Here is a 17,183-nt window from a genome sequence, read left to right on the forward strand (position 1 = left end):
GCGCTTCATCCGGAGAATTTAGATGGCAGGCGTAGCCTTGTACAGCGCGGTCGGAGACACGATCACGCACTATGACGTCGACGTCGACGCGGCAACCCTCTCGCAGAGAGCGACGATACGCGTCCCGGCCAAGGTGCAATATGCGTGGCCCCATCCTTCCCGCTCGCATCTGTATGTCACCACCAGCAGCGGCGGGCCGCGCATGCGCTCGGACTTCAACCATGTGAGTGCGTATACGATCGAACCAGACGGCGCGCTGTCCGCGCATGGCGGGCCGAGGTCACTCGATCGTCGTGCGGTTCACATGTGCGTCGATCCATCCGGGCGCTTCATTTTGAGCGGGCACAATTTTCCCGCGAGCGGGATTACCGTACACCGCATCGAACAAGACGGAACGATCGGTGCACCGGTCGCGCATTCCGAAACGTTGGACTTCGGCATCTATCCGCATCAAGTCATGGTGTTTCCGAGCGGCTCGCCAGCCTTGATCGTCGATCGCGGCAATCAGGCGAAGGAAGAACGAGCCGAGGAGCCCGGTGCATTGCGTTCCTTTGAATTCGTGGACGGCAAGCTGTCACCGGGCGAGGTCGTCGCTCCCCGCGGTGGATACGGGTTCGGGCCGCGGCATGTCGACTTCCATCCGTCGAAGCCGTGGCTGTATGCGTCCGACGAACGCACCAATCGGGTCTACCAGTTTCGTTTCGCCGATGGCGCGATCGAGGCGGAGCCTGCCTGCTCGCTCGATACGCTGGCGGAACCGCTCCGGGCAAATCCTCGCCAGCTCGGCGGCCCGATCCATGTGCACCCGAACGGTCGATGGGTCTATGTAGCAAACCGGGCCGACCATACGGTCGACTTTGCCGGCCGGCAGGTATTTGGCGGCGGAGAAAACAACATTGCAGTGTTTCGCATCGACCCCGACTCCGGCAACCTCGAACCGATCCAGCACGCGGACACCCAATCGTTTCACGTCCGGACGTTCGCGTGCGATCCGAGCGGTCGCCTCCTCGTCGCCGCCAGCGTCAAGCCGCTCGCTGTTCGCCGGGGCGACGACGTCGACGCAACGCCGGCAGCGCTGTCCGTGTTTCGCATCCTCGCGGACGGACGTCTGGAATTCGTGCGGAAATATGATGTCGACACGCCGAATGGCCAGCTTCAGTACTGGATGGGTATCGTCGGCGTCCGCTGACTGACTCGTTGCTCAATACGCACCCACTTGGGTGTGTAAGCGCGATGAGCATGCGGGGGCGGGATGTCACTCGCCCCGCCCCCGCGATGTTCGTCAGATCCTGTTCAGGATGCGGCCGCCATCGACGAGCATCGAAATACCCGTGACGAAATCGGCCTCATCCGACGCCAGGAACAGCGCGGCATTCGCCACGTCCCACGCGGTCCCTTGCCGGCCGAGCGGCACTTTTGCGTTACGTTCCGCCTCCACCTGCTCGCGCGATTGATTCCATTCGCGCACACGCGTGTCGACCGCCATCGGGGTGGCGATCAGCCCGGGCAGAATGCTGTTCGCCCGGATGCCGAACGGCGCGTTCTGCAACGCCAACTGCTCGGTAAACGCGATCACGCCGGCCTTGGTCGCCTTGTACACGGCATATGGATACTTTCCGAGCGCTGCAGCCGAGGCAACGTTGACGATCGCGCCCGAGCGTTGTTCCCGCATGATCGCGACCGCATGCTTGCATGCGAACATCGTACCGCGCAGATTAATTCGGCAGATGTTGTCGAATTTTTCTTCGGTGAGATCCATCAGGTCCGCGTCGCCGCCACCGAGGCTGACCCCCACGTTGTTGTGCAGGATATCGAGCGTACCCCAGCGCTCTTTGGCTTGCCGCATGGCTTGGCCCAGTTCGCTTTCGCGCGTGACGTCGGCCGCCGCGGCCAGCGCCTCGAAACCTTCACTCCGGATCAGCGCCGCCGTTTCCTCTGCGGATTCGAGATTCCTGTCGACTGCGAGCACGCGCGCACCCTCGCGCGCGAAACGCACCGCCGTCGCCCGACCGTTACCAAACCCTTCGCCGGGGCTCTGCCCCGCGCCGATGACTACCGCTACCTTGCCCTCGAGCCGCTGCGAGGGCGTCCAGCCGGGACCGCGATTTGAATTCATGATGTTCTCCTGTGCTCCTATCTCCAAGGTTGAAATCGTCCGTCACCCGGGCATCCGAACGGCCCCGGGCCGTCCTGCATCCTGCGCCCGACACTGCGGCTAACGGGGCAATCCAGCCGCCTCGCCAGGTTCGAACCCGGCGCCTTCCTGCGTTGAAAGTAATGCTATCATAGGTTCTGTTTATCGGCACTCGTTCCACTCACTAGAACCAAACTATCGAATCGTGGCTGCATCGTGCGCCTGACGCCAGTCGCTGTCAGACTGCGATTCGAGATATGCTGGAGGAGCAATGACACACACCGCCTCACTGCTGATCGCAGGAGATTGCGGCCCGGTTCACGGGCCTGCCGCAGGCTTTCCGATCGACGGCTATACCGCGCTCGTGCGCCCCGCACTGGAGCGAGCCGACTTCCGTTTCATCAACTGCATGCGGGCATATTCGAACCGTGGCGTGAAAACCGAGCATGCACCGCAAGTCTGCCAGCCGGTCGAAATGGCGCAGATATTCACGAGCGGTCTCTTTGACGCCGTCACCCTTGCAAACAATCATAGCTGCGATGCGGGCGTGGATGCGATGCTGGACACCAGGACGTTGATGAACGCACACGGCGTCCAGGTGACCGGCGCAGGCAGGGATCGCAAGGAAGCAAGGCGCGCCGCGATCATCGAGAAGAATGGTGTAACGGTCGGCTACCTGGGCTACACCTCCGTCGCGGCACAAGGCAGCGAGGCCGGGCCGGACAAACCAGGCGTGATGAACATCGGGATCGAGACCCGCTACGAGCCGCGCGGACCGCATCAGTCCGTACGCGTGCGAACGGAGCCGAACCCGAACGACCTCGACATGTTGCTGGAAGACATCGCCGCGCTGCGGAGTCAGGTTGATGTCGTCGTGCTCGCGTACCACGCCGGCGTGATTCGCCTGCCGCGCATCATCCCGGACTATCAAGTCGCCGTCGCCCACGCAGCGATCGAAGCAGGCGCCGACCTGGTCGTCGGGCATTCGCCGCATATTCCGAAAGCCATCGAGGTCTATCGAGGCAAAACGATCTTCTACAGTCTCGGCGTGTTCGCCATGACGAAGCCCTTCGCCGCGCCGTCGTGGCACGACGAGCCGGCCTGGGCACACGGCGCAGTGCGCAACCACACGGATCTCGACCCCGAATACCCGTTCATGCCTTACGGCAAGGCGAGCACGCTGGCATTAATGGCAAAGGCGACGATCTCGGGCGAAGGCGTCGTCCGCACCTCGTTTCTTCCGATGGCAATCGACAAGCAGTATCGTCCGGAAATATTGCGTCCGGACGATCGCCGATTCTCGGACGTTCTGTCCTACATGGAGTGGGTATCGGAAGACATGCCCCATCGCTTCAGCGTCGAAGGCGACGAAGTCGTCATCTCGGGCTGACCCGCCCCCACCACCCGAGCATCGCGAGAACCCTCATGGATTTGGGAATCAAAGGAAAGACCGCCCTCGTCACCGCGTCGAGCGGCGGAATGGGCCGAAATATCGCTCATGCCCTTGCTGCCGAAGGCGCCAACGTCGCACTGTTCGCGCGGTCGGCCGACAAACTGCAGGCTGTTGCCGATGAGATCGAGCGCACATATCACGTACGGGCCGTGACGGTGCCTGGCGACATGCGCGTGAGCGGCGACGTGGAACGCCTCGCCACCACAATCGGACGCGAATTCGGCGGCCCCGACATCGTCGTCGTGAATACGAGCCGCCCGCCCAATCCGATCCGCGCCACGCTGGACGAAACCGACGAGGCCAGATGGACCGAGGCCTATCAGAATCAGCTATGGAGCACCATTCAGGTCCTCAAGCAAATGACGCCGGCGATGCGCGAACGCGGCTGGGGGCGCATCATCGCCATCACCTCCGCATCCGTGAAGTCGCCGATGCCGCACCATAGCCTGTCAACGGTCTTTCGCGCGGGCGTCACCGCCTACATGAAGCATCTCGCCAACGAACTCGGCGATCGAGGTATCACGGTGAACTGCGTTGCGCCGGCCCTCATCGAGACGCCGCATCGCAGCGGGGCCGCCGCGTATACGGCCGAGCAGGCGGAAGCACGCAAGAAACTCACGCCGCTGGGGCGCATGGGTTCCCAGGAGGAGCTGGCAGGGGTCGTGACGTTCCTCGCGTCGATGCAGGCCGGGTTCATCACGGGTTCGACCATCGCCGTCGAAGGCGGCATGATCGGCTCGCTTTTCTGATCTCCCGACGCGGCGGGACGCAGCTGCGGGTTGGATCTGCCGCTACTGCGCCTTGCCGCCATACTGCCGGGAGATATCGGCGGCCGCCGTCACGGCGAGCTTGATGAACTCCTTTTCGTGCATTTGCATCCGGACGGTCGGCGCGCCGACCGACAGGCAATAATGCACTTCCTCGTTGAAGTCCTTGATCGGTGCTGAAATCGCGGAAATGCCGAGAAGTCGCTCGCCATGCGAAACCGCGTAGCCTTGCTCGCGCACCCGCGCCAGCTCCTCGAGCAAGTCGGCTTTCGTCATCTTTCGGGCCCGCGCGGCACTGGCGACGATGGGTGTCAGCTCGGTCTTCGGCAGGTAAGCCATCAGCACCTTCGACGCGGAACCTGCCAGCAGCGGAATTTGCTCGCCGGCCTGAACGACCGCCCGCAGCGGCGCCGTGGCAGTGGATACGGCATCGATACAGACACGATTCCCGCCGTTGACCGTATGGATCGATACGGATTCCTTCGTCTGTTCCGCCAGCTCCAGCAGGAACGGCCGGGCAATCTCCCGAATCGTCAGCGTGCTGCGCACCAGGCCGGCCAGCCGGGTAAACCGAAACGACAGGCAATACTGGTTATCTTCCAGGCGAACAAGATACCCCGCACGCTCCAGGCTCTGAACGATCCGGAAGGTCGTGGATTTCGGCAAATCGATGCGATCCGCGATCTCTTGCAACGACAGGCTGCTTCTCTCAGCGCTGAAGCTTTCGAAGATGGCAAGGATACGTTGGACTGAGCGCATCATATCGGCGGCATTCCCTCTTGAAGGTCATCGGATTTCGATATGCTACATTGCGGCGATTGCGACGCGTTCGCGACCGCCGCAGGCGTAATGTAGCTGTAACGCGCATGTTACCACGCGGTTCCAATGCCCGGCACGGGTTCCAGTTGATGCGCAGATTCACCGCGGTACCGGCTCGGTCGTGCCGCGTCGGTACCCGATCTGTGCCGCATAGGCAGTCCATACCGCAGCCCCATCAGTGTGTGCAGATCCTCGCGCAATCCGGCCTGCAATCTCTCGAAGATCGCCCGCAGCAGATCGCTTTTGCGGCCGAAATGCCAGCACATGGCGCCGCGAGTTACCGCCGCGGACTTCGCAACGGCATCCAGGGTAGCGGACTGAAATCTGCGTTCGAGAAATCGCTGCTCACCCGCATCCAAGATAGATGCACGGGTGAGCAAGGCACTGCGCTTGGTGTTACGAACCATCGCTGCGGATCAATTAGGCCGGTGCGCGCGGCGTCTCGCGCCCGCCCGACTCCGCCGCCGCGCAGTGCTTGGCTCTATGTGACGAACTTCGTCCAGCGTGCGACACGCGCGCCGATCATCATCTGCCGTGCCGAGTACAGATCGGTCGGTGCAGTTTGCACCGACAGGTCGCCGTCGACACCGTTCTTGTAGCGCGGGTCCGACAGATCGAAACGGCGCTGTCGCTCCTGGTCGTTTCGCTCGAGCGCGGCGATCTGATGGCCCCCACGGGTCGCGCGCCGCCAACCCGTCGGACACTTCGCGGAACGACTTCTGGATCGGCTTCTCCTAGCTGGAGATCTCGATGGGCGTCTAAACGTACGTGAGGTTCAGTTTCGCGATGTTAGAACCACCCTCAGTGATGAATCTGCGCGACGCCGATGGATCATGCTTCGGCGACGGGATACGGCCGTCCATCATTCGTCCCCCCGCAGCCCACATTTTCGGGTTGCGGACCGGCTCGCGAGGCCGAAAACCTTCAGCGCATCTGCAGAACGATCACGTTGCTGCTGGCCGGATTCGTACGATCGCGAAGGTGCTTTACCTCGTCGGCATTCATGGCTCCGCCGCGGTTGCCCCACGACGTCCGGACGAAAGTCAGCACGTCCGCGATCTCCTGATCCGAGAGCTGGTTCCGGAATGGCGGCATCCGATAGGCATCCGGAACACCGCCCGCGACGACCCGGCCGGACCCGTTCAACGCTACGTTGACGGACGACACGTTCGTACTGGCCATCGACGACGCGGCACCAGCAAGAGAAGGGATCCATTGGCCTTGCCCGCGTCCGTCCACGCCATGACACGCGCTGCACTTTGCCATGTAGGTCTGTGCACCGGGCACCTTCAACCGCTGATCGACTGCGAGCTGACTGTTGGACGCTGCATCGTATTTCCAGGGTGCGCCATCCCTCGCGGGATCGCCAGGCAACGACTTCAGATAATGTGCGACGGCCCGCAGATCCTCATCCGTCATGTACTGCGTCGAGTTGTTGAACACCTCCGCCATCGAACCGAACACCACGGAGTGCACATTCCGGCCCGTCCTGAGGAAGCGAAAGACATCGGGCTCGTTCCAGCGACCGAGCCCGGTATTGACGTCGCCTCGCAAGCTGGGCGCATACCAGCCGTCGAGCTCGGCACCGGCGAGATAAAGCGCGCTGCGTTCGTCGAGCGCCTTTTCATTCATCCCTATCCCGCGCGGTGTATGGCAACTGCCGCAGTGACCGAGCCCCTGTACGAGATAGGCACCACGATTCCATTGTTCATCGGCGGACACCTTGGCCTGGTACGCACCGGGTTCGGTGAATACGCCGTTCCATACCGCGAGCGGCCAACGCATGTTCAGCGGCCACGGAATGTCGCTACGCTTGTTTTGCTCCCGAACCGGCTGTACGCCGTGCATGAAATACGCATAGAGCGCCTGCACGTCGCCATCGGAGAGCTTCGAGTAGGACGGGTAAGGCATGGCCGGATAGAGTCGATGACCATCGCGCGCGACGCCGTGACGCAACGCGCGATCGAAATCCGCCAGCGTATAGCTGCCGATGCCGGTTTCCTTGTCCGGCGTGATGTTCGTCGCGAAGATCGCGCCCATCGGTATCGCCATCTCGAGGCCGCCGGCGAATGGCGCGCTGCTCGGGGTACTGTGGCATGCGACGCAATCCCCGAGCCGCGCGACATACTCGCCATGCCGAATCAGTTCGGCCGACGGCATACCCGCATCCGCGGCGCTGTCGAACGGCGACGCCGGTGTTCGGTTCACGAACCAGGCGACACCGGCAGCCACGACAATGCAGGCAGGCAGCAGGATGGCGATGATCTTCTTGAAGCAGCTTTTCGTCATTGTCGGGCGTTGCTTTGCTGGCAAGTTTTCAGGTGTTGAACGTGTAGCGCGAGAGCGGCATGCTGCGAACGCGCTGGCCGGTCAGCCTGGCGACCGCGTTGGCTACGGCCGGCGGCACGGCCGGCAACGGCGGCTCGCCGATCCCGCCCATCTTCTCGCCGCTCTCGATGATCCGGACGTGTACGCGCGCCATGCGGGCGGGCGGCAGAATCGGATACATGTCGTAGTTGCGCGCGGTCGGTACGCCCTTATCGAACGAAGCCTCTTCCAACAGGACCTGGGACAAGCCGAGTGCGACGGCTCCGCTCACCTGAGCCTGGATGATGGCCGGGTTGACGATGCTGCCCGGATCGATCGCCTCCCAGATATCGTGCACCTTGACTCGCCCTTGCTCGATCGACACCTCCGCGATCACCGCCGCCTCGGTACCGAACGGGCTCGCCATCGCGACACCACGCGCGCGGCGCGTACCGTCGCTGGCCGTAAACGGTCCACGCTTCCAGCCGCCGGACATGTCGCCGACGGCTCGCAACAAATTCGTGAGCCGCTTGTTGCCGTTCAGCAACCGCATCCGCAGGTCATACGGGTCGTGGCCGCCCTCGTCGGCCAACTCGTCCAGGAACGTCTCATAGAAAAAGTCGTTCATCGAGTTGCCGACCGAGCGCCAATAGCCCTGGATCATCGGACTCTTCACATAAAGCCGGGCAATGCGCCGATCCGGAATCGCGTACTTCTTGCCGGCGAGCCCTTCGACGGCACTGGGATCCACTTTCTCGCCCCGCTTGTTGCTAAGCGCCTCGGTCGGGCCTTCGGTGACCGTCACGGCTTCGAGGGCGATCGGCAGCCCCTGGGCATCAAGCCCGGCACGAAAGCGCACGGCCGCCATCGGTCGTACTGCGTCGCGCAGGAACTCTTCCTCGCGACTCCAGATGACCTTGACCGGTCGTCCGACCGACTTTGCCAGCTGAATCGCCTGTGGATACACGAGTGCCGTGTCGTACAGGAAATGGCGCCCGAAGAACCCGCCCAGTAGCGGGGAATGGATGATCACCTTGTCGGTCGCCAAGCCCGTGCGCTTGACGATGTCGGCCTGGAACATCTCGGGCGCCTGATTGGGCATCCACAGTTCGAGCGAACCGTCCGCGTTGAATCGCGCAAGCGCCGACGGCGGCTCCAGTTGCGCGTGGTTCAGATACTGGCTGTGATAGGTCGCGTCGACGACCTTCTTCGCACGCTTGAACGCAGCATTTGCATCACCCACGACCTCGGCATCGTCGCCAACGCCCGGCTCGTTGGCGAGGCGTTTCGCGAATGCCGCGGTCGAGAAGTCGGCGGGCATGTAACGTACGGTCGATTCGGGCCCCGGCTCACGCCAGTCGACCTGCAGCGCTTCCGCTGCACGCTTCGCGTCCCACCAGCGCTCGGCCACCACTGCAATTGCACCCTGCAGGCGATGAACTGAATGCACGCCCTTCATTGCGCCGACCTGTGCCTCGTTTCGGATCGTACCGACGGTCAACCCCAACCGCGGGGCATGCTGGACCGCCGCCTGCAGCATGCCGTCCACGCAACTGTCGATGCTGTACATCGCCTTGCCCGTCGATTTCTGATGCACGTCGACACGCTGGACCGGCTTGCCGATCCACCGGAACTGCGCTGGGTCCTTCAGCTTCACGCTCGCGGGATCGGGCACCGGCAGGTCCATCGCGCGCGATGCAAGCTGCCCGTAGTCGAGCGAGCGACCGGACGCGCGATGAATCACCTTGCCCGGCTCCGTGCTCAATCCATCAACCGGCACGCGCAGTTGGGCGGCTGCCGCCTGCAGCAGCATCTGGCGCGCCAGTGCGCCCAGGCGGCGCATCGTCGGATAACTCCTGCGAACCGACATGCTGCCGCCAGTAATCCGCATGCCGTTGTCCATGACCTTGTACTCGGCACCCGGCGGCGCGCTTTCCACGACAAAACGCGCAGGATCGGCATCGAGTTCCTCGCCGACGATCTGTGCCATCGCAGTAAAGACACCCTGTCCGCCTTCCATGAACGGACTGAGCAGCCGGATCGTGTTGTCTGGACGAATCTCCAGAAACGCCGGCACGCGAGTCCCGGGAGCCGCGGTCGTCGCAGCGGCAGCGGCGCGCGCGGGACGAACCGGCAGGCCGAAACCGAGGACGAGCGCGCCCGCAGCGGTTCCCGCACTGGCAAGAAGGAAGCGGCGCCGGGAAATGTTCATCGCCTCACCGGCCGGAAACGTATCGTCCTGCACCTGCGTGTCGGCTACCTGCTTCATGCCTCACCCCGCTCGTTTTCCGACGTGCCCGACGCGTTACCCGCAACTGCACTCACCACCGCGATGCCTGCCAGCGTGGCGGTGACGGCGGTCGCGGCGGGCGGCACCACCGCATCGGATCGCGCGGCATGCGGCGAGGCATTGCCACCCGACAGTTCTTCCACGGCCGCACGAATCGCGTTATAGGTGCCGCAGCGACACAAGTTGATCATCGCCGCGGCAACCTGTTCGTCCGTCGGGTGCTGGTTCTGTTTCAGAAGCGCGGTCGCGGCCACGACCTGGCCGGACTGACAGTAACCGCACTGCGGCACCTGATGCTTGACCCAGGCCTCGACGACTCGCTTGCCGACACCGTCTTCCTCGATCGCTTCGATCGTCGTGATCTTGCGCCCCACAACACTTTCGACCGGCATCACGCAGGAGCGCGTCACCACGCCATCGACGAGAACCGAACACGCGCCACATTGCGCAAGACCGCACCCGTACTTGGTACCGGTCATCCCGAGTTCGTCGCGGATAACCCATAGCAACGGCGTGTCCCCGTCGGACTTTACCGGGTAGGTCTTCCCGTTGATCTGAAGCTGCATGGTTCTCCCATCTCTCGTGAGGCCGAATCTCGTGAGTGCGGCATTCCAGCCAATAGGCATGGAACCGGTACCTGACATTTGCGTCCGATGCTAGCACGCAGTCAGGCCGCAATTAACCGTTCTGTACACATTGGTCTTATCAGGCTAGCTAATGAATCGAAACCGCTTCCTTGTAGGCGGACTATGCTTATCCGACGGGATCAACGACAAGTATCGAGATACTTCGGATAAGAAAATCACCGCTACAAATATGCATACCTAATTTAGGAAGGAGCAGCATTCCAACCGCGTTCAAAAGATCCGCCACATTGAGCCTCGAACGACGCAATGAACTTCTATCTGACCAGATCGCTCATTCCATGCGGTGTTGTCGGTGTGGCGCGCCATGGACGGCGGACCCGCAGTCCACATCGCGGTCGTGGCTATCCCCTCACGGCTTGACCATGACCTTGACCGCTTCGCGGTTGTCCATTGCGCGATAACCGTCCGGTACGCCGTCCAGATCCACCGTTCGGTCGAACACGCGCCCTGGCTGGATGCGTCCTTCGAGTACGTCCGGCAGCAGGTCAGCAATGTATGCCCGCACCGGAGCCGGTCCGCCGCCAACGGTTACGTTTCCGAAGAAGGCCTGCTGCGAACCCGGCATAGCCTCGTAATGCGGCACCCCTACTCTCCCGATCGCGCCGCCCGGCCGTGCGATTCCGATGGCCGTAATCATCGCCTGGTCCGTACCGACACATTCGAGGATTGCATGAGCCCCGAATCCCCCGGTCAACGATCGGACTTTCTCGATCGCCTCCTCGCCTCTTTCGGAAACGACGTCGGTCGCCCCAAACTCCCGTGCCAGTTCGATGCGGCCCGGGTGGCGCCCGAGCAGGATGATGCGTTCGGCGCCCAGACGCTTGGCCGCAATCACGCCGCACAGCCCGACCGCGCCGTCGCCGATCACCGCGGCTGTCTTGCCGGGCTCGACCCGAGCCGTGAGAGCAGCATGGTGCCCGGTGCCCATCACGTCCGACAGCGTGAGCAGCGAGGGCATCAACGCATCGTCCTCAGCAACGGGCAACACCGCAAGCGTGCCATCTGCAAACGGGATTCTCAGTGCTTCGGACTGGGCGCCTTCGTTGTTTCCCCAACCGAAGAAACTGCCGTGAACACACGCAGTGTGGAGATTCTCGTGGCAAAAAGTGCACGTGCCGTCGGAAAATGCGAATGGCATGACCACCACGTCGCCGCGTCTGAGCGTCCGCACGTCCTTTCCGATCGCCTCGACTACGCCGATCGCTTCGTGGCCCATACGTTGCCCCCGCTCGGCGATCGAATCTTCGCCGCGGTAAGGCCACAAGTCGCTGCCGCAAATACACGCGCGAGTGACACGGATGATCGCATCGGTGGGCTCGACGATGGTGGAGTCGGGTACTTTCTCGACGCGCACATCGCCCGCGCCGTACAGAATCGTTGCTCGCATGGTGATCTCCTTCGTCTCGGACGAGAACAAGATTGCTTGTGAGACTGCGGCTTCAATATCCCGCGGCACGCCGCGTGCGCGCCTTTCTGCAAATCAACTGCTTCAAAAGAGCGCGACGCCAGTCAACTCTGCGAGCGCGTCCATCAGGTCATCCTGGAACTGGACATCCGCAGCCTCGGCAGCAGGCTCTTGCCTCTTTCGATGATGCCAATAGCCGCCACTCGCCATCACCGCGGGATCGTCACTGGCTGCCAGCCAGGTCTGCGTGAGGTGTCCCAACGCGAGATCGTCCGGCGCGCCGGCGCCGCCCATTCGAGTCGGCACCCATCCGGGATCCACTGCATGTGTCAGGACATCGGGCCAATGGCGTGCAGCCGCCAGCGTCAGCGCCGTCAAATACAACTTGCTTTCCGAATACGCGCGCTCCGAATTCCATCGGCGCTGAAGCCAGTCGATGTCGTCGAGGTCGCCGCGGACGCCCCGGTGCATGCTGCTGCTGAGGTATATCAGTCTTGAAGGACGTTCGATCAGCGCGGTCAAAAGGTACGGTGCGACGACATTGACGGCGAGTGTTCCGGCGTGTCCGTCGACTGTCGTGTTCCGCCCGGACAGATATGCGCCGGCATTGTGAATCACCGCATCCATGCGTCCTATCGCATTGACCCGATCGGCGATTCGTCGTGTCTCGACGCGGCTCGCGAGGTCGCCGACGATCACGCCCATCGCGTGCCCGGCAAGATCGCTCACAGCAGATGCGCGTGCCTGCGAACGCGCGTGCAGCAGCACCTGATGCCCTTCGTCAATCAGGGTCGCCGCCGCTGCGCACCCAAGTCCGTCAGTGCTACCGGTGATGAAGATCCGTGCCACTGGTGCATTCCCTTCCGTCCATCGACCGGGGCACGAGCGTTACCGTCTCGCGCTCCCGGTCGACTACGGATTAGTCACGCCCGTTCCGAAACTGACGGGTGAGTTCCGCGACGCGCTTGCCGAGATGGGCCGCCGTCTTGAGGTCGCTTTCGATCGGCGAGAGTTCCGGGGATTCGTCCTTGGAATAGGCCATTGCACCCAACCAGCCGCCGATCCGGTTCTGCTCGTCATCCGATTTCCCAGGGAACAGATCGAGGCCCACCCAGATCATCCCGTGCTGCGCGGCAAACAGCGCCATCGAAACGAGCGAGTTCAGCTTGTCACCATGGATGGCGCCGGAGTTGGTGAACCCTGCGGCAATCTTGTCCCGCCATTTTTGCGGGACCCACGCGGTACGCGTCGAGTCTTCCATGAACTGCTTGAATCGGGCGCTGACGAGCCCGTTATAGGTCGGCGAACCGAAGATGATCGCGTCGCTGGCCTCCAGCACGTCCCATTGAACCGGGCCGTCCGCTACCGCGAACAGCTGCACTTCCGCGCCGTGGACTTCCCGGGCGCCCTTGGCGATCGCTTGAGCCTGTTTTGCCGTATGACCATAGCCGCTGTCGTACACGATGGAAATCAACATCACAATCCTTTCGATTAATCAATACCGGGCATTATCGCGACAGCGATGCCTCGCGAGAACGCGGGTCCGGGTTGAACGATCTCCAACGTGAGGTTGATAATCGGCGGGACACGACACCGTTAGACTGGCGCCCATGGACTCCTCGCAACGCGTACGCGCGATACTCTCCTTTGTGCAAGCGGCACATAGCGGCAGTTTTTCTGCTGCAGCACGGAATCTCGGCATCTCTTCGGCCGCAGTCAGCAAGAACGTGGCAAGTCTCGAGCAAGCGCTCGGCGTGCGCCTCGTCAACCGGACAACGCGGTCGCTCAAGCTCACCTCGGAGGGCGGTGCGTTTCTCGAGCAGGCGCAGATTGCCCTGGACGCGCTCGATGCCCTTGATGCAGCCGTGGGTTCGGTTTCGGGACAGCGTGTAGCGCCAAGCGGCCGTGTACGTATCTCGACAAGTGCCGCATTCGGGCGTAACCAGGTTCTGCCGGCGCTGCCGGCTCTGCTGGCGCAGTATCGCGATCTACGTGTCGAGGTCGACTTTGACGACCGGCGCATCGATCTGGTCCAGGATGGATATGATCTGGCGATACGCGGGGGACAGATCGCGGACTCGTCGCTGGTTTCCCGGTCGGTGTGCCAACTGAACATGGCTATTGTGGCATCGCCGGCTTACCTCGCGGAGGCCGGAACGCCGCGCACCGTTCAGGAGCTGAGCCGCCATCGGCTCATCGGACGCCGCTTTCTTGCGGGGCGACTTTCTCCGTGGATGTTTCGACAGACGGACGGAACACTGGCAGAGTTCGCCGTTTTCGCCCCCGTCGTCACGGTGTCGGCTCCAGAAGCCGCAGCACAGGCGGCGCTGGAGGGGCTTGGCATCGCACAAGTCGGCATTCACCACGCATGGGCCCATCTACGCGCCGGCGAGTTGAAGACCGTGTTGACCGACTGCCATCATCCGGGCACCTACGAGATGGTGCTGCAGTACCCGCATCGCGCGCTGCTGGCGCCGCGCGTGCGCGTCACGGTCGATCACCTGCTCGACGCGTTCGCGCATGACGAAGCCCTCCACGTTCCGATCGCGACGATGGCCGAATTTCAGGCTTGATCGAACGACCGGCGTACCACCCGTCACTCTTCTACACGGTGCACGGGTGATCACCACAACTGGATCGCGGCACTCAGGTATTGATATACACGCACTTCGAATACAGATACGTGTCGAGATGCGCGCGACCGCCTTTCGCGCCATATCCGCTGAATTTCGTCCCGCCAAATCCCACCAGCGGGTCGATCAGCCCATAGCAGTTCACCCACATGACGCCAGTGTGGATGCCTTTCACGACTCTCAGCGCAGTGGAGATGTCCCTCGTCCAGACCGCGCCACCCAGTCCGTACTGAGTGTCGTTGCCGAGCCGGATCGCCTCTTCGATCGTATCGAAAGGGATGACCGACAATACCGGCCCGAAAATCTCCTCCTGCGCGATCCTCATCCTGTTGTCGACATTCGCAAACACCGTCGGCGTGACGAAATAGCCGTCGGCGAACGCCCCCCCGAGGCGCTCCCCGCCACACACCAGCTCGGCCCCCTCCTCCGCCCCCACCCTCACGTACGACATGACGCGCTCGAGCTGCCGCTCCGAGATCAACGGGCCAAGTTGCGCACCGGCATCGAGGCTGTGACCGACCCGAACCGACCTCGCGAAATCAGCGACACGCGCGCAGAACTCCTTGACGATCTGGCGTTGCACGAACACGCGCGTTCCCGCGAAGCAGATCTGCCCGGAGTTGTTGAATACGCCCATCGCAGCACCCGGCACTGCCTTGTCCAGATCGGCGTCGGCAAAGATGATGTCGGGCGACTTCCCCCCGAGTTCGAGCTGCAGTTTCTTGATGTTGACGGCCGACGCTTCGATGATCTTGCGTCCCGTCTCCGTCGATCCGGTGAACGCGATACGATCGACGTCGGGATGTCTGGCCAACGCCGCGCCTGCGACATGTCCCAGCCCGGTCACCACGTTGATGACGCCCGGGGGAAGACCGATTTCATGCAGCAACTCGACCGCACGCAGCACGCTCAGCGATGCGTCTTCTGCCGGCTTCAGGACCACCGTGCACCCACTAGCCAGCACGGCTCCGACGAGCCACCACTGGCTGCCGAGTGGGCCGTTCCACGGGATGATGCCGCCGATTACACCGACCGGCGCCTTGATCGACATCGTGGCCACTTCCCCCGGCAACCCGTTCTGCAAGGTTTCGCCCGTGATGTTGCCGGCCTGTGCCGCAAAAAACAGGATCATCTTCAGAATCGACGCCTTCGTCGCGCGGGTGCGCGAAATGGGCGCCCCCATGTCGATGGACTCGATTTCAGCCAGCTCATCGAAATTGCGTTCCATGGCCTCGTGCGCGCGATACAGGAACGCCTGCCGCTCATACGTCGTCCATCGGCTCCACGGGCCTTCGAACGCTGCACGCGCCGCCCGGACCGCCCGATCGACGTCGACATCGCCACCGTCTGCGAGATGCCCCAGCACCTGGCCCGTCGAAGGATCCCGGGTTTCAATCGTCTGGCCGGACGCCGCGGGAACGGCCTGTCCGTCAATCCAGAGTCCGTGGCGCTCCCTCGACAGGAAACGCCGGGTTGCCGCGCTCGGTTCGATGACTTCGGGTTGCTGACTCATACGCATATTCCTCTGCTTGCTGACTGTCTTGCCGAATTGGCCATTTGGGAGTGAATGGTCATGCAGCACGATCGATGAGCGGCCAATACGATCATCGATATGGAGATGGTCCGGAAAATCCGCACCGCGAAACTAAATGACAAACACACCCTTGCCGCCACTTTGGCGATTGAATGATTCGTACGCGGCTTCCGCTTCGTCGAGCGTCCACTGATTCGTGAAGAGCGCGTCGAGGTCGATGCCCCGCTCGACGACAAACTGCGCGCAAGCCTGTTGCGCCTGGATCGACATCGTCCACGAAGTCATGATGCGAAGTTGACGACGCAACATTTTGGCAACCGAGATACTGACCTCCGCGCCGATGCCGACAAGACAAACCGTTCCCCACGGACGCACGGCATTGAGCGCTGCCTCGCCAGCCGCGGCAGCGCCGGCCGTCTCGAGTGCCATGCTCGCGCCTTTGCCACGAGTGAGTTCACGAATGGCATCCGGTACGTTTCCATCAAGAGGATTGACGACGTGATCGGCGCCGAATTCCTTCGCCTTGTTCCGACGACTCTCGTCGATATCAAGCGCGATGACTTCCGCGCCCTGCGCCTTAGCCAGGAGCGTTGCGGACAGGCCGACCGGGCCCTGCCCGAAAATGGCGACGGTGTCGCGGCCCGTGATTCCCATGCGTTCGAACGCGCCCCACGCCGTGCCCGTCCCGCAGGAAATGGCGGCGCCGGCGGCAAAGCTCAGCTGGTCGTGCAGCGGGACCAGCGTATCGGCAGGCACCTTCATGTAGGGTGCGTGACCGCCATGGGCGTCCGTGCCGTACACCGTCACGGGTACGTCCTGGCACATTTGCGGCCAGCCCGAACGACAGTCTTCGCAACCGCCACAGCCGCGGTAGTGATGGACCATCACGCGCGTCCCGATGCGCGCATACGGGTGAATGACGCCCGGCCCTACGGCAACCACCACGCCGCAGGGTTCATGGCCGCCGATCACAGGTGTAGCCACTACGTTGCTCGGGCGTCGATAGAAATGCAGGTCGCTACCGCACATGCCGGATGCCTTGACTTCAATCACGACCTCGCCCGGGCCCGGCGTCGGGTCCGGCACTTCCATCAACTCGACCTTGCAATCTCCGCGAAATACGATGCCACGCATAATGACGACCCTCTCCAGTGCTCTGATATTTAGAAGGCTGCATGTTCGTCCAGACCCACA

15 protein-coding genes and 1 pseudogene are annotated in these 17,183 nt (G+C 62.7%); 4 read left to right on the forward strand and 12 right to left on the reverse strand.

What is annotated here, in order from left to right; translation table 11 throughout:
- Positions 1 to 22: 22 nt before the first annotated feature.
- A complete protein-coding gene (locus tag PI86_RS09300) occupies positions 23 to 1,189 on the forward strand; it encodes a lactonase family protein (RefSeq protein WP_039321215.1) in 1,167 nt (388 codons plus the stop codon).
- A gap of 93 nt (positions 1,190 to 1,282) precedes the next feature.
- On the opposite strand, the gene PI86_RS09305 is transcribed toward PI86_RS09300, so the two are convergent.
- Positions 1,283 to 2,116, reverse strand: a complete 834-nt coding sequence (locus PI86_RS09305; protein ID WP_052319404.1) for an SDR family NAD(P)-dependent oxidoreductase — start codon at positions 2,114 to 2,116, stop codon at positions 1,283 to 1,285.
- A gap of 289 nt (positions 2,117 to 2,405) precedes the next feature.
- Between PI86_RS09305 and PI86_RS09310 the strand changes: the two genes are divergently transcribed.
- Positions 2,406 to 3,524 carry a CapA family protein gene (locus PI86_RS09310; protein ID WP_039321217.1) on the forward strand — a complete coding sequence of 373 codons (1,119 nt, stop codon included), beginning with the start codon at positions 2,406 to 2,408 and terminating at the stop codon, positions 3,522 to 3,524.
- 35 nt (positions 3,525 to 3,559) lie between these two features.
- A complete protein-coding gene (locus tag PI86_RS09315) occupies positions 3,560 to 4,336 on the forward strand; it encodes an SDR family oxidoreductase (RefSeq protein ID WP_039321220.1) in 777 nt (258 codons plus the stop codon).
- A gap of 42 nt (positions 4,337 to 4,378) precedes the next feature.
- Here the strand turns inward: PI86_RS09315 and PI86_RS09320 are convergent, their stop codons facing one another.
- The 9 genes and pseudogenes from PI86_RS09320 to PI86_RS09355 form a co-directional block, all read right to left on the reverse strand.
- The gene (locus PI86_RS09320) at positions 4,379 to 5,116 is read right to left on the reverse strand and encodes an IclR family transcriptional regulator (protein ID WP_039321222.1); all 738 of its coding nucleotides are present in this window, start codon (positions 5,114 to 5,116) and stop codon (positions 4,379 to 4,381) included.
- 107 nt (positions 5,117 to 5,223) lie between these two features.
- Positions 5,224 to 5,580 (reverse strand): TetR family transcriptional regulator, encoded by a 357-nt coding sequence (locus tag PI86_RS15685; RefSeq protein WP_052319405.1) that lies wholly within the window; start codon positions 5,578 to 5,580, stop codon positions 5,224 to 5,226.
- A 77-nt stretch (positions 5,581 to 5,657) separates the two neighbouring features.
- A pseudogene (locus PI86_RS17710) lies at positions 5,658 to 5,982 on the reverse strand (multidrug transporter); the annotation flags it as partial.
- 115 nt (positions 5,983 to 6,097) lie between these two features.
- Positions 6,098 to 7,462, reverse strand: a complete 1,365-nt coding sequence (locus tag PI86_RS09330; RefSeq protein ID WP_039321224.1) for a c-type cytochrome — start codon at positions 7,460 to 7,462, stop codon at positions 6,098 to 6,100.
- A gap of 28 nt (positions 7,463 to 7,490) precedes the next feature.
- Positions 7,491 to 9,749: a xanthine dehydrogenase family protein molybdopterin-binding subunit gene (locus tag PI86_RS09335; RefSeq protein WP_052319406.1), complete on the reverse strand. Its 2,259-nt coding sequence runs from the start codon at positions 9,747 to 9,749 to the stop codon at positions 7,491 to 7,493.
- Positions 9,746 to 10,336 carry a (2Fe-2S)-binding protein gene (locus PI86_RS09340; RefSeq protein ID WP_039321226.1) on the reverse strand — a complete coding sequence of 197 codons (591 nt, stop codon included), beginning with the start codon at positions 10,334 to 10,336 and terminating at the stop codon, positions 9,746 to 9,748. The genes PI86_RS09335 and PI86_RS09340 overlap by 4 nt, the downstream gene beginning before the upstream one ends.
- Before the next feature lie 430 nt (positions 10,337 to 10,766).
- Entirely contained in the window at positions 10,767 to 11,804 is a 1,038-nt protein-coding gene (locus PI86_RS09345) for a zinc-dependent alcohol dehydrogenase family protein (protein WP_039321384.1), read from the reverse strand.
- Positions 11,805 to 11,906: 102 nt separating this feature from the next.
- Positions 11,907 to 12,671, reverse strand: a complete 765-nt coding sequence (locus PI86_RS09350; protein ID WP_039321227.1) for an SDR family NAD(P)-dependent oxidoreductase — start codon at positions 12,669 to 12,671, stop codon at positions 11,907 to 11,909.
- 70 nt (positions 12,672 to 12,741) lie between these two features.
- Positions 12,742 to 13,299 carry a flavodoxin family protein gene (locus PI86_RS09355; protein ID WP_039321228.1) on the reverse strand — a complete coding sequence of 186 codons (558 nt, stop codon included), beginning with the start codon at positions 13,297 to 13,299 and terminating at the stop codon, positions 12,742 to 12,744.
- A gap of 133 nt (positions 13,300 to 13,432) precedes the next feature.
- On the opposite strand from PI86_RS09355, the gene PI86_RS09360 reads away from it, so the two are divergent.
- On the forward strand, positions 13,433 to 14,395 hold the full coding sequence (locus tag PI86_RS09360; RefSeq protein ID WP_039321229.1) for a LysR family transcriptional regulator: 963 nt from the start codon (positions 13,433 to 13,435) through the stop codon (positions 14,393 to 14,395).
- 73 nt (positions 14,396 to 14,468) lie between these two features.
- Here the strand turns inward: PI86_RS09360 and PI86_RS09365 are convergent, their stop codons facing one another.
- Entirely contained in the window at positions 14,469 to 15,968 is a 1,500-nt protein-coding gene (locus PI86_RS09365) for an aldehyde dehydrogenase family protein (protein ID WP_152608077.1), read from the reverse strand.
- A gap of 132 nt (positions 15,969 to 16,100) precedes the next feature.
- Complete coding sequence (locus PI86_RS09370; protein WP_039321231.1) at positions 16,101 to 17,123, reverse strand: zinc-dependent alcohol dehydrogenase family protein; 1,023 nt, start codon at positions 17,121 to 17,123, stop codon at positions 16,101 to 16,103.
- Positions 17,124 to 17,183: the final 60 nt, after the last annotated feature.

The organism is Burkholderia sp. A9, from assembly GCF_000801975.1.